Raw genomic sequence first — 14,171 nt, 5'->3', positions numbered from 1 at the left:
ATGATTGCTGTATTTGGTTGTCAATGTTCGGATGATGTTTCTATTATTAACGGTATTGTTAACGTTTGTAAAGGGGTGTAGCGACAGTTAAACTGATGACTGTGATTAGGAAAGCTGATGAAAGGAGAGAGAGGGGCGATCGTCCCCGCGCGACAAGATATGCCAGCCAGCAGACGCGGCGCACCTCAACCCTAACGAACGGGAGCGCTCGGAGGTGGAGAAGGTAGAGGAACAGGAGCGAGGACAGGTGGAGAGACTGGCCTGCGAGCAGGTGGAGAAATCCTGAACTGCTGGAGTTGCTGCGGGGTGAGCGATCGCAAAATTCTCAGTCCCAGAGTGTCTCTGGAGATGCTTAAAGCGTAGGATGGCTCCAAATACGGGCGGAAATTGGATTTATTGTTCAAATAGCATTCCATGAAAGCTAGGCTGAGTCCGCTGAGGTAGCGGCGGGCTAAAGCTGGTTCGGGCCCGATCGCCTGTGGTGGTGGCAGAAAGAGGCTTTGAGGGGATTCCTCGATCGTTGAGAAGTGAGTCCCGTTGTTCATCAGTACGAGATATTTGTTGGGCGATGTCAGCCAAGTGAACGGTTGAATTTGTTCGAGCAAAGCGGGGGCGACGGTATCGGCGCTGCCTGCGATTAGCATGACTGGGATTTGGATTTTGCTGAGGTTTGTTTCTCCGAGAATGCTGCTGACGATCGGGTTGATGGCGATCGCAGCTTTGATGCGCGGGTCGCCTAAATTGTACTGGTTGCGCTCTAGGCCGCGGGCGCGGCACTGCAACAGTAGGGAGAGGTTCCAAGTATCGTTTTCGAGTCCGCAATCTTTGTCTAGCTGTGCAAAATTAATCCCCGCCCCAGCTAATGCTAAAGCCGTATAGCCCCCGAAAGACTGGCCGATGACGCCGACTCGCTGCAAGTCGAGCTGCCCTTGATAGGCAGGATCGGTTGTAGAAAGTTTGGTTAAATAATCGAGCAGGTCTTTGATGTCGAGGGGGCGGTTGACAAATTCTCCTGGTTCTGCTACTTGATTGGCTCTGCCTGTTACTAAGTCTTGGATTTGTTGGGCGTTGCTGCCGGGGTGTTCGGGGACGGCGACGGCAAAGCCGTAGGAGGCTAGGTGTTTTGCTAAATATTGAAAGGAAAGGCGATCGGAACCTAAACCGTGGGAAATTACTACTACTGGGGCAGGTTGCGGGCTCCGCTGCGGCAGGTAAATGTCCATATCAAACGTGCGATCCTCTTCGAGGGCTTCGCTAACGCGATTGGGACTCGTCAAAGTTACCGATGATTTTTTCCAAGTATAGGGGCCCGGTAGCTGGGGCTGCAGCATGGCGGCGGGCGGTATGGCGGGTTCAGAGGCTGCTTGTGCTTCGGACAATTGAGCGACTCCGGCGATCGTCTGATTGGAACGGTTAATCAGCGATGTCAGCTCGTTAGCGATACCCAAGGCGCGGGCGATGTCAATCCTGATGCCATAGGTGGGGAATTTCCGCAGCACGTTGAGAATTGTCAGGCCTTCGGGATCTGAGGCTGCTAAAATCAGGGCGGCTCGGATGGCATAAAATCCAGGCTGCCGAGCTTTGGTTTGAATTACTCGGCCCAAGCGTCTCAGCAGCACTTCTCCTTGAGGCGTGTAAAGGAATTGGGCGATCGTCACGGGGCTGATTTCAGCTTCCGCTTGCAGGGCGCTGCGAATCTCAGCTAGCTGAGACTCTTTGAGGTACTGAGCGAAGCCGTCCAAGTTTGAGTCTATTTTGCCTTCTTTGGCGAAGAGTGCCAGAGATTCGATGGGAACTGATTCTTCTAGCGGCCCGTAAGTTACGTAAATTCGCTCGGCACCCATTGCCGGTGCGGCGGTGCAAACAGCCGTGAATGCAAACAATCCTAGGTATTTTGGGGCGATCGACCGCCGAGAGCGAAGGGCAGCAGTGGAGAGGCTCGAAAACAGACAGTTCATAACTTTCACACCTAGGACTTCTAATAATTAGTCGGTGAAATGATGTAAATTGTTTCGTCAACATTTAATGCCGAAAAATCGATCTGTTGGTTGGGATGCTTCGGAAATTAGGTTATCTTGGGAAGCATAGCCAAAAGAGCAATTTTCTGACCTGACAAGACTAGCTGAAATTTAAAATTCAACACCGAGGGGTCAAACCTACTGGAATGCCCATTGATTATTTTTTCAGCAAGGCCAAGATATTTTCGATCGAGTTTGTAACTACAGCCTGAGTGAGAGAATTTATGATGTTCAATGCAACTGCTATCCTGATTGACGCTTTTGTGCAAGAGTTGCAGGCCGGCTACCGTCGCACCTACGGCAAGTACAAGCCTGACTACCCTGAAATTATCGCCTGGGCTGGGACTATGGCTCTGGAAAATATCGCTAATTGCGATGCTCTCTACCACAATGTGGAACACACAATGCTCGTGGCTTTGGTGGGACAAGAGATTCTCCGGGGCAAGCATATTCGCGAAGGTGGAGTGTCGCCGGAAGATTGGCTGCACTACCTGATCTCGCTGCTGTGTCACGATATCGGCTACGTCAAAGGTGTTTGCCGCCAAGACCAAGAAGCTGTGGGACTATATGCTACGGGTATTGACGGGGGCATGGTTTCTGTGCCGATCGGGGCAACTTCTGCCAGTTTAACTCCTTATCATGTCGATCGAGGAAAACTCGTAATTGACGAACGCTTCGGGGGCCACACATTAATTGATGCCGAACAAATCAAGCGCAATATTGAATTGACACGCTTCCCAGTTCCTGCTAGCGAAACTCATCAAGACAGAAACAATTATTCTGGACTCGCTAGGGCCGCCGATTTGATCGGTCAGTTGAGCGATCCCAATTACCTGCGAAAAATAAGTGCCCTGTTCTACGAATTTGAGGAAGTCGGCACTAATAAAATCTTGGGCTACAAGTCTCCGGGAGATTTGCGGCAAAATTACGCCAAGTTTTATTGGAATGGAGTTTTTCCCTATATTCCTGCTGCTTTGAACTACTTGGAATTGACCCAGGGAGGCAAACAAATTATTGCCAACCTCTACGCCAATGTATTTCAGGTAGAACACGCTGAACCGCTCGCTTTCACCAAGCCAAACGCTCAAGAGTTCACCAAATCCCGCCCCAATAGCACCTTGAACGGCGAAAAAGATGGTGATAATCTTCAACCTTCCATGTCGGGGGAAAATAAGAAATTTACCGAGTTTACCGACTTGAATTTGTGAGGATTTACGCCCATAAATTTGCAGCTATAAAGGCGAGTCAATGGATTTTAAAATTGAGAATTCGGCGTGATAGGTTTGGCGCAACGTTCAGCGTTCAATCAGTCGAAGGATTTGAAATTTACTCCAGAGATGAATCTGGGAGGTAGAACAAGAGTCTAAAATTTTGGCCGACTGGCAACTCCTGTCGGAAAGTAAGTATCCGTTTTTGGTCAGGGTGACAATTAGGATAAGTTTTGATGTTCTAGTTGCTGGATCTTTGTTTTTAGCTCAAATTGAGATCGAGCATCTCAAATCTAAAATCGGTCTGGCAGCATAGAGGTTGCTTGCTCGTTTTTTTTGAGCTAAAATGGAGAGTTATAATCAAAAATCTAACATCGAAAATCTAAAACCTTAAATCGATATGGCAGCAGAGATTCAGCAGCAAATTCAACAGTTGAGGCACCAGCTACAGGAAGCTAGCTATGCTTATTATGTTCTCGATGCACCGATTATGCCAGATGAGGTGTACGATCGACTTTATCGCCAGTTGCAAGAATTAGAATCAGATTATCCTGAATTAATTACTGCGGAAAGTCCGACTCAGCGCGTGGGAGAACAGCCTGCTACTCAATTTTTTAGTGTCAAACACAATATTCCTCTCTACAGTTTGGAAAATGCTTTTAATTTTGAGGAATTTGCTAAATGGCAGGAACGCTGGCAAAGGGTAGCAGGGGAGAATCAGCAATTAACTGCTGAATATGTTTGCGAGTTAAAAATTGACGGTTCTGCTTTAGCGTTAACCTATGAAAATGGGGTGTTAGTTCGCGGTGCGACGCGGGGAGACGGCATTACAGGAGAGGAAATTACTCAAAATGTCAAAACTATTAGATCGATTCCTTTAAAGCTCAATTTAGATAATCCGCCGCCTGTTGTGGAAGTGCGGGGAGAAGCTTTTTTGTCTTTAGCTGTGTTTGAGGAAATTAATCGGGAACGGGAAAAAGCGGGGGAACAATTGTTTGCTAATCCTCGCAATGCTGCGGCGGGTACGCTGCGGCAGTTGGATTCTAAAATTGTGGCTCAGCGACGGTTGGATTTCTTTGCTTATACTTTACATTTTGATGAACCTGTAGGGGCGGTGCCACCGCCCCTCCCCACTGTAGGGGCGGTGCCCCCGTGCCCGCCCCTCCCCACCGATGAGGGCAACCACGGGGGGATTGCCCCTACAGAGAATGAAACAGCGTTTGGAAATAAGGGGAAAACGCAGTGGGATTCGTTGGAATTGTTGCGAAGAATGGGGTTTAAGGTTAATCCCAATCGCAAAATTTGCTATTCTTTGGATGAGGTTCGGGAGTATTACGAATATTGGGATACTGAACGGCGGAATTTGCCTTACATGACGGATGGGGTTGTGGTTAAGATTAATTCGGTTGGGCTGCAAAAACAATTGGGTTTTACTCAGAGGTTTCCGCGTTGGGCGATCGCCCTGAAGTATCCTGCGGCGGAAGTCCCTACAATAGTAGAAGCTGTCACCGTGCAAGTAGGCAGAACCGGGGCTCTAACTCCTGTAGCGGAACTCAAACCGGTGCAGTTGGCGGGGACGACGGTTTCGCGGGCTTCTCTCCATAATAGCGATCGACTTTCGGATCTCAACCTGCACATTGGCGATACTGTGATTGTCAGAAAAGCTGGGGAAATTATACCAGAAGTTGTGCGAGTTTTGCCGGAACTTCGCCCCCAAAATGCTCAACTTTTCCAAATGCCTAGTTGCTGTCCCGAATGCGAACAGCCTGTGGTTCGGGAAAAGGGGGAGGCCGTTACTCGCTGCATCAATACATCTTGTCCAGCAATTTTGAGGGGTTCGCTGATTCATTTTTGCAGCCGGGATGCTCTGGATATTAACGGTGTTGGGGAAAAGTTGGTGCAGCAAATGGTTGATAGCAATCTGGTGCATTCTGCGGCGGATTTGTACGATTTGACTGCGGAAAGATTGATGAGTTTGGAACGCATGGGTAAGAAGTTGGCAGAAAAGTTGGTAAGTGCGATCGCCCAATCCAAAAATCAACCTTATTCGCGCGTACTTTACGGCTTGGGCATCCGCCACGTCGGCAGCGTGAATGCTCAATTGCTAACAGAAAGGTTTGCAAATGTGGATGAGTTAGCAGGGGTATCGGCGGCATCGATTGAGGGCGTTTACGGCATCGGGCCGGAAATTGCTCAAGCTGTTTATCAGTGGTTTCGAGTTCCGGCTAATCAAAGTTTAATTGCACGGTTGAAAACTGCGGGCTTGCAATTACAGTCAGAAGTTAAAAATCCCAATTTAGCCAGCACAAATTTACAACTTGCAGGCAAAAGCTTTGTGCTTACCGGAACTTTGCCCACTTTGAAACGAGATGAAGCTAAAGATTTGATTCAAAAAGCAGGAGGTAAAGTCACAAGTTCTGTGAGTGCTAAAACTGATTATGTGGTTGTGGGAGAAGATGCGGGTTCTAAGTTGGAAAAGGCTCAATCTTTGGGAATCGAACTACTTTCGGAATTAGAGTTATTAGAACTGCTATCGAAACCATAAATGATTGGTGACAGTCAATATCTCTCTCTTTGCTCTTTCTCTGCGCCCTCTGCGCCCTCTGCGGTTCAAAAAAAAGCTGATTCACTTGGGCCGTTTTCAAAGAACATCGCCAGCAATTCTATTGCCCTAGATGCAAAATATCCGATCCTCTTCGAGGGCTCTGCTAACGCGAATTGGGCAATACCTCAAAAGGCATAGAAATCGCGTTAGCGAAGCCCGCCCCTACGGGGGCTACGCCAACGAAGCGGATCGCACTTGGTGGATATACATACTTCCCCGGTGGTGCTGCGCCAATCGGTTGTCGGTACAGGCTAGTTTTGCTAAAATTTGATAAAGTTTGCAATAGCGATCGCAACTGCCAGATTAGCCAAGTCCCAGCAATCACAGGAGATACATTATGTCGGAAATTCCAGCAGAACAAACACAAACAAACTTGACAACTCCAGAAATAACTACCGAAAGCTCAATTTCTGGGGTGGAAAACGTGAAAAATAGTTTGGGAAACGTCCTAAATAGTTGGAAGTTGAAAGCAGGATTAGCCGTTGCTGTACTGTTTGCAGTGTCGCTGTTTGCATTCTACTGGCAGCATAACATTGCAGTCGTAGGTATGAAGAGTTGGGCGGCGCGATCGGGAGCTAACCCGATCGAATGTATGGTAAGAGATACTAATAACGACGAGTATGTCAGTTGCAGCGCCCTCCTCGATCAGCAAATTGTCCCTCTTGAGTGCAGTTCGAGTTTGTTCAATATCGGCTGTCGAGTCAATTACGGAACTGCCGCACCAAATCCGAGAGCAGTCAACCCTAGATAGAGCATCTGGGGGTTAGAGATGATTGTTTAACGAACAGATTTGCTACTTAAAATAGGGGACTTACAAAAAAAATCTCACCGTGAAAATACTCCAGCAATAAAGAGCGAAAAACTCTTGTTTTTCTCGTTGTAAATTAGCAGGTAATGAAAGTTACCTGCTATTGCCATAAGGTAATCTGTGATAGAGAATGTGCGGCAGTAAATTAATCTGAAGATTTCACCTTTAGCATGGGTATCAAGCATCATCAGCTACTATAATAGATCAGTGCGCTCGCCGATAATGCTTGCTGACTATCTTTAATAAGATTTCCTTCTATCATGGAAACCTAAAAATGATTCAGATTAACGGCTACGAGATTCTCAATCAGATTTACGAAAGTAATAACTCAATAGTATATAGAGGCATCCGACAACAGGATAATCTACCTGTTATCCTGAAAATGCTCAAACAAGATTATCCGACTCCTGCTCAACTCACCCACTATCGACAAGAATATGAAATTACGCGCAATCTTAATCTAAAAGGGGTTATCAAAGCTTATAGTTTGGAAGAGTATCAGAGAACGCTAGTTATAATTTTTGAAGATTTTGGTGGCAATTCTTTCAAGAAATTGATCGACAACTCTGAACAAAAGCAAGCCATTACCTCTTTAAACCAATTCCTCGATATTGCCATTCAAGCAGCCGAGATTTTGGCTCAGATTCATGCAGCCAATGTCATTCACAAAGATATTAACCCAGCTAATCTTGTCTGGCATTCAGAAACCAAACAACTCAAAATTATTGATTTTGGCATTTCCACTCAATTTAACCGGGAAAATCCCACTCTCAAAAATCCCAATGTTTTAGAAGGAACTTTAGCTTATATTTCCCCCGAACAAACGGGAAGAATGAATCGTTCCCTCGATTACCGCACCGATTTTTATTCCCTTGGTGTCACTTACTATGAATTACTCACAGGAAAATTACCTTTTGAAACCAATGATGCCCTAGAATTAGTACATTGTCATATCGCTAAAGTACCTCCATCTCCCCATCAAATTAATCCAGAAATACCTAAAGCTATCTCTGATATCGTAATGAAACTGATGGCAAAAACCGCTGAGGAGCGATACCAAAGTGCGTTTGGAATCAGAAATGATTTAGCCGAATGTTGGCAGCAATTAGAAACCACAGGAAATATATTAGAATTTACCTTGGGGATTCAAGACATTTCCGAACATTTTCAAATACCGCAAAAACTCTATGGAAGAGAGGCAGAAGTAGAAGCACTATTAACAGCTTTTGAGCGAGTAGCAACCCCCCCTGAATTCGCCCTTAGTAATGGGCGACTAGGAGGGGTTGAAATGATGCTAGTGGCGGGTTATTCTGGCATTGGGAAATCATCCCTAGTAGCTGAAATTCACAAACCCAATACCCGACTCCGGGGCTATTTCACCGAGGGCAAATTTGACCAATTTCAAAAGAGTATTCCTTACTCGGCTGTAGTCAACGCCTTTAAGGGATTAGTGCGACAATTATTAACGGAAAGTGAAGCACAAATCGAGCAATGGCGAGAAAAACTCGCCAGTGCCTTTGGTATCAATGGTCAAGTTATTATTGATGTAATTCCCGAAGTAGAACTAATTGTCGGTCAACAGCCACCCGTGCCAGAATTAGGAGCAAGCGAGTCACAAAATCGCTTTAATATTGTCTTTGGTAACTTCATTCGAGCCTTTTGCACAAAAGAGCATCCCTTAGTCATATTTCTGGATGATTTGCAGTGGGCCGACTCCGCCACGCTCAAGTTAATTGAACTGATGATGACCGATACAGATATGCAATATCTGTTTTTAATTGGAGCTTATCGGGATAATGAAGTTAGCCCTAGTCATCCCTTGATAATAACGCTGGATGGATTGCTCAAAGAAGGAGCCACTATTAATTATATTACCTTAGCACCTTTAGCCTTAGAAAATATTAGTCAAATCATCGCTGACACATTATACAGCGATACTAATTCCGTAAAACCATTGGCAGAATTAGTGATGAGGAAAACCGGAGGAAATCCATTTTTTGTTAATCAATTCCTGAAAACTCTGCACGCAGAGAACTTGATTAAATTTGATTTACAGCAACATATTTGGCAGTGGAATATTGCCCAAATTGAGGCACAAAATATTACCGATAATGTGGTAGAATTAATGACCGGAAACTTGAAGAAACTGCCGGAACTTACTCAGAAACTTTTATGTTTAGCCTCTTGCATCGGGGCTTCTTTCTACTTAACTACTCTGGCTATCGTCACTGAAAAACCTAAAGAGGTAATTTTTTCTGACTTGGTGGTGGCAGTGCAGAATGGATTTATTTTACCAACATCAGAGTTAGATGAAAATCTCTTAATTCAAGATTATAAATTTCTGCATGACCGAGTACAACAAGCGTCTTATGCTCTGATTGATGAGGATCAAAAAAAGGCAGTGCATCGGCAAATTGGACGGCTTTTACTAGCAAGTGTATCGGCAGAAGAATTACCAGAAAAAATATTTGAAATTGTCGATCATTTAAACTTAGCTTGGGAATTGATAACGGATGAATCGGAACGGGTAGAATTAGCAAGATTGAACTTAGAGGCGGGGAAAAAAGCCAAAGCTTCCACAGCTTATGCGGCTGCTTTAGAGCAATACTTTACTACGGGAATAGAGATGTTGCCGGGAGATGCTTGGGAAAAGCATTACGATCTGACTTTTAGTTTATATCGAGAACGGTCGGAATGCGAATATCTCTGCGGTAATTTTGAAAAGGCAGAAGAGTTATTTGACTTAATATTAACGCAAGTTAAATCTAATGTAGAAACAGCAGAAATTCAGAATATTCGTTTAGTTCTCTATGATAATACAGGCAAATTTGTAGAAGCCGTTGGTATTGGATGTGAAGCTTTAAAATCCTTGGGATTAACTTTGCCGACAACCGACAAGTCAGAAATTTTGTCTGCCCTTGATGTAGAGTTAGATTTATACAGAAAAAATCTGGAAAACATCAAAATTCCTGAGCTAATTGATGCCCCAGAAATGAGCAATCCAGAGATTAGAGCTTGTATGAATCTCTTAATGAATGTTACGGGTCCAGCTTATTTTGTAGATCAAGATTTATTGGCTTTAATTTCATTAAAAATGGTCAATCTTTCTCTGGAAAATGGCAATTCTGAGGCATCGGCTCATGGATATGCTTTTTGGGGATTTTTGGCAGGTGCAAGATTAGTTGACTATGAAGTGGGTTATGAATTTGGTCTATTGTCGATGAAACTTAACGAGCAATTTCATAATGTGAATTTGGCTTGTAAAGTTTTTAATATGTTTGGTGGTTTGATTAATCCTTGGCGAAGCCATCTGAAAAAAGGGATTCCGTTTCTTCGGAAAGGCTATCTCGCAGGGGTAGAAACTGGAGATGTTTATGTTAGCTACAATTCTTACCACTTAATTCTGCAAAGAGTTCTCAGTGCTGAGAATTTTGATAGCATTCTTGAAGAATCTAACAAACATCTGGAATTTCTTAAGAAAATCAAAAATAATGTCTTTGCTGGTATTCAGCAATTACATCGGCATTTCATTTTAAATTTACAGGGATTAACCCTGGATAAGTTTTCTTTTAGCGATAAGTATTTTGATGAATTGCAGTGCCTCCAGATGTGGGAGGAAAAAATTTTTATGCCTGGAATAGCACCTTATAACATCTTTAAAGCTCAAATTTTATTTTTCTATGGTGATTATGAAAACGCTTTAGAATATATTAAAAAAAGCGATGAAATTATCGTTTTTCTTTCAGGTATACCCAGTCAAGGCGAACATTATCTTTACTATCCTCTAATTTTAACGGCTCTTTATCCCACTGCTACCGATGCACAGCAGCAGGAATATGGGGAAATTATTAAAGCCTGTCAGCAAAAGATGAAAATTTGGGCAGATAATTGTCCTGAAAACTTCCTGCACAAATACCTGTTGGTGGAGGCGGAAATCGCTCGCATTTCTGGTAAAGAAATAGAAGCACTAGATTTGTACGATCGCGCGATCGCTTCAGCCCATGAAAATCAGTATATTCAGAATGAAGCTTTAGGTAATGAATTGGCAGCCCAGTTCTGGTTAGGGAAAGGCAAAGAGGAAATTGCCAAGCTTTACATGAGAAAAGCTCACTATGGCTACCAACTTTGGGGGGCTAAGCGTAAAGTAGAGGATTTGGAGCAGAAATATCCGCAGTTGCTACCCAAGGTATCTGCCAAGAAACAAACTGATTTGCAGACTACTGGTACTGCCACAGCTTCTTCAACAATGGGAGGAAGTTCAGATCTAGATTTTGCTACAGTGATCAAGGCTTCCCAAGTTTTGGCTGGTGAAATTGCCCTCGACAAATTGTTAGCGAAATTAATGACAATTTTACTGGAAAATGGCGGAGCACAAAAAGGCTTTCTGATTTTATCAAATAATGGAACCTTAACCATTGAAGCTACAGGTGAAGCCGATCGAGAGCAAGTACAAGTTTCGCAATCTCTTGCTGTTGAAGGCAGCGAAAGTCTGCCAGTCGGGATGCTTCAATATGTTGCCAGAACTCAGGAAGATGTGGTTTTATCAAACGCTACAAATAATGGAGTTTTTACCAAGGAACCCTATATTATAAAAAATCAGCCTAAGTCAGTCTTATGCGCTCCTATTATTAATCAAGGTAAACTGATCGGCATTCTGTATCTAGAAAATAATCTGACTACGGGAGCTTTTACGCGCGATCGTCTAGAAATTCTCAAAGTCCTCTCTTCTCAAGCTGCAATTTCCATTGAAAATGCCCTGCTATATCGCACTTTAGAAGATAAAGTTCAAGAACGCACGGCTCAACTAGCTGAAGCGAATCAAGAAATTAGCACCCTGAATCAGAAACTCAAAGCCGAAAATGTCCGCATGAGTGCAGAACTCGATATTGTCAAACAACTGCAACAAATGGTGTTGCCAAAACAGTCAGAACTCGAAGCAATTGAAGGCTTAGAAATAGCTGGTTTTATGGAACCAGCAGACGAAGTTGGGGGCGATTACTACGACGTATTGCAACAGGATGGTCAAGTCAAGATTAGCATTGGTGATGTCACGGGACATGGTTTAGAAAGTGGCGTGTTGATGATTATGGCACAAACGGCTGTCAGGACGCTTCAGAAAATGAACGAAACAGATCCAGTGAAGTTTTTGGATATCCTCAACCAAACTCTTTATGATAATCTCCAGCGCATGGACTCGCCGAGAAATATGTCTCTAGCTATCTTAGAATATGCCGGAGGTGTCCTGAAATTAAGCGGACAACATGAGGAAATGATTGTGGTGCGCGCTGATGGAAAATTGGAGTGCATAGATACGATAGATTTAGGCTTTCCCATTGGCTTAGTAGAAGAGATTGGCGAGTTTATTGCTCAAACAGAAGTGCAGTTAAATCCTGGGGATGTGGTGGTGCTTTATACTGATGGAATTCCTGAAGCTAAAGATATTAATAAAGGGCAGTACGGATTAAAGAGGTTGTGGCAAGTGGTGGTTGAAAATCGTCACCGCTGTGTCCAAGAAATTCGGGAAGCTGTGATTGATGATGTGCGGCAGTATATTGGCACTCAGAAGGTTTTTGATGATATTACTTTGGTGGTGATGAAACAGAAATAGAACTTTTTTCTCGCGAGTTGGGCGGTTGAAACCGCTATTACACAACTAAAGCCCGACTGCGCGGATTACAGAATAATATCATGTCCGAGCGATTGACCATAATATCCCGGCCGGGCGGGTTTTTGAGATTGTCAATTATTGGCAGATATTGGCAGGTTTACCCGCCCCTACCTGATTTCGGGCGAAGCGAAGCGGAGGGAATCGACCGGACATAATATAAACGGGATATTTCAACCGGATTTGGTATAAAATAGGGCAGCTTACCAAGGGCTTCCGATCATGGTGAAACTACTCCAATAGTAAGGATGAGAAAAATTTTGGTTTCCTTGTTGTAAATGAGCAGGTAAATTTAACTTGCCGCCTGTTGTTACTAGCTGTCCGTTTTCCAGCCGCACTTTACTGGACATTATTGCTTGTTGAGCCAGTTGCAAAGCTTCTGCCTTAGTTGTGGTTCCTCGCAACTGGTGGTAAAATTCGCTCATCAGCCCCAAAGTGCCTCCATCGTCAACATACCACAAACTCCCTAAAGCAGATTTGGCGCCGGATTTTACTGCTAAACCTCCAAAACCTAACTCTGCTTCCCGATCGCCCACAGCAGTTCTACAAGCACTCAATACTAACAAGTCTACCTGCGGATTGCGCCAATTCAAACTCTCCATGCGATCGAGCTGCAATTTGGAATTCCACATTTGAATGTAGGAATTGCTCGCTTTTCCCGGTTTGAATTCAGCGTGAGTTGCTAGATGAACGATCCGAAATCCTCCCTTGGTGTGTTCCGACGTGAGATTATCTAAAGTGAAAGCAGAATTGAGGAAAGATGGGCTGTGCCACTGAGCGGAAATCGCCTGCAGTTCGATCGGCACACTGGGCAAGGGCTGTTGGTCAACAAATTCTGACCTTCCCATTGCTAGCACTGTGGCGTCTCTAACAGCTTTATAATCGGTATTAGTCGAGCTAAAACTCGGAATTAGGCTAAAACTGTATTTTTCAATCAAGAAGCCTTTACCGTCGTGCAAAGCCGCAAAGGGCAGGCTTCGCAATCCCGGATCCACTGACAGTAACAAAGTTTGAATTCCTAAGTTTTGTAAGTCTTTTTCTAGGGGTGCGATCGCCCATTTATATAGTTGCTGGGCGGAGGCTAGATAAGTTGTAGTATCGCGTTTTGCGGGATTGGTGATTTCAGCGCGAAACTCCTGGACAGTGGGGAAAAGAGCTGCTCTGTTGGCTTCGGGGACGCTGTAGTGAATCGGCCACCCGGCGGGAGGAACTAAAATTAGTTCCAATCGATCTTCTCGCGAGACCATGTAGATAATACCAGACCGCTTGCCGGTTTGCTGTTCGATATTTTGTAAAGTTTGTTGGGATGTCGAAATCAAGGTTTTTTCCTCTAGGAGGTTGGCTTCTACCCCCAGGTATTCTGCAAATTCTTGATTCCTCATTTCTTCGATTCCCCAGACTGTTTTCTGTATGTCGTTACCTTGAAAAAGTCGATCGGGAGACGGGGCGTATCCCAGAACTAAATTAGAAGTAGGGTTAACTGTTGGTGCTTGTTGGGATGCGAGTGAAGAGGCTACGATGCCAGCGGGTAATTGACTGGTGATACTTGGATCGATGGTTAAAATTCGATGATCGACAGCAGCAACACCGAGATTGTCTAGCGATCGAATTTCGGGGCGTTTAAAGTCTTGTTCATCGGAGGTTGACGGTTCGGGTGTGGGTGTATCGGCGGCTGTGGGCGATTTTGGTGCTGTCACAGGTGCGGGCACTTGTATTTCCGTAGGATCGATCGGAGTGGGAGTGACAACTGCAGTCGGAGTTGGAGTGACACTCGGAGTGGGAGTGGGAGTGACACTCGGAGTGGGAGTGACACTTGGAGTGGGAGTTGGGGTGACACTTGGAGTGGGAGTGGGAGTGACACTCGGAG

Annotated in this window: 7 protein-coding genes; 4 read left to right on the top strand and 3 right to left on the bottom strand. The window is 44.6% G+C overall.

What is annotated here, in order from left to right; translation table 11 throughout:
* Positions 1-191: 191 nt before the first annotated feature.
* A complete protein-coding gene (locus QUB16_RS18940) occupies positions 192-1,958 on the bottom strand; it encodes an alpha/beta hydrolase (RefSeq protein WP_333318403.1) in 1,767 nt (588 codons plus the stop codon).
* 287 nt (positions 1,959-2,245) lie between these two features.
* Between QUB16_RS18940 and QUB16_RS18935 the strand changes: the two genes are divergently transcribed.
* Together QUB16_RS18935 and ligA are read left to right on the top strand one after the other, a co-directional pair.
* Positions 2,246-3,226, top strand: a complete 981-nt coding sequence (locus QUB16_RS18935; protein WP_333318401.1) for an Npun_R2479 family HD domain-containing metalloprotein — start codon at positions 2,246-2,248, stop codon at positions 3,224-3,226.
* Positions 3,227-3,626: 400 nt separating this feature from the next.
* Positions 3,627-5,771: an NAD-dependent DNA ligase LigA gene (gene ligA / locus QUB16_RS18930; RefSeq protein WP_333318396.1), complete on the top strand. Its 2,145-nt coding sequence runs from the start codon at positions 3,627-3,629 to the stop codon at positions 5,769-5,771.
* A 163-nt stretch (positions 5,772-5,934) separates the two neighbouring features.
* Here the strand turns inward: ligA and QUB16_RS18925 are convergent, their stop codons facing one another.
* Positions 5,935-6,156 (bottom strand): hypothetical protein, encoded by a 222-nt coding sequence (locus QUB16_RS18925; protein WP_333318395.1) that lies wholly within the window; start codon positions 6,154-6,156, stop codon positions 5,935-5,937.
* 12 nt (positions 6,157-6,168) lie between these two features.
* Here QUB16_RS18925 and QUB16_RS18920 point away from each other — a divergent pair, with 12 nt between their 5' ends.
* Both QUB16_RS18920 and QUB16_RS18915 read left to right on the top strand, forming a co-directional pair.
* Entirely contained in the window at positions 6,169-6,582 is a 414-nt protein-coding gene (locus tag QUB16_RS18920; protein WP_333318393.1) for a hypothetical protein, read from the top strand.
* A 331-nt stretch (positions 6,583-6,913) separates the two neighbouring features.
* Entirely contained in the window at positions 6,914-12,247 is a 5,334-nt protein-coding gene (locus QUB16_RS18915; protein WP_333318391.1) for an AAA family ATPase, read from the top strand.
* A gap of 260 nt (positions 12,248-12,507) precedes the next feature.
* Here QUB16_RS18915 and QUB16_RS18910 read toward each other — a convergent pair.
* A partial coding sequence (locus QUB16_RS18910; RefSeq protein WP_333318389.1) for a CHAT domain-containing protein occupies positions 12,508-14,171 on the bottom strand: 1,664 nt, incomplete at its 5' end.

Source organism: Microcoleus sp. D3_18a_C4 (assembly GCF_036702415.1).
Classification (GTDB): Bacteria; Cyanobacteriota; Cyanobacteriia; order Cyanobacteriales; family Microcoleaceae; genus Microcoleus.
The sequence above is the reverse complement of the archived record's forward strand: the minus strand, read 5'-3'. Positions and strand labels throughout refer to the sequence as shown.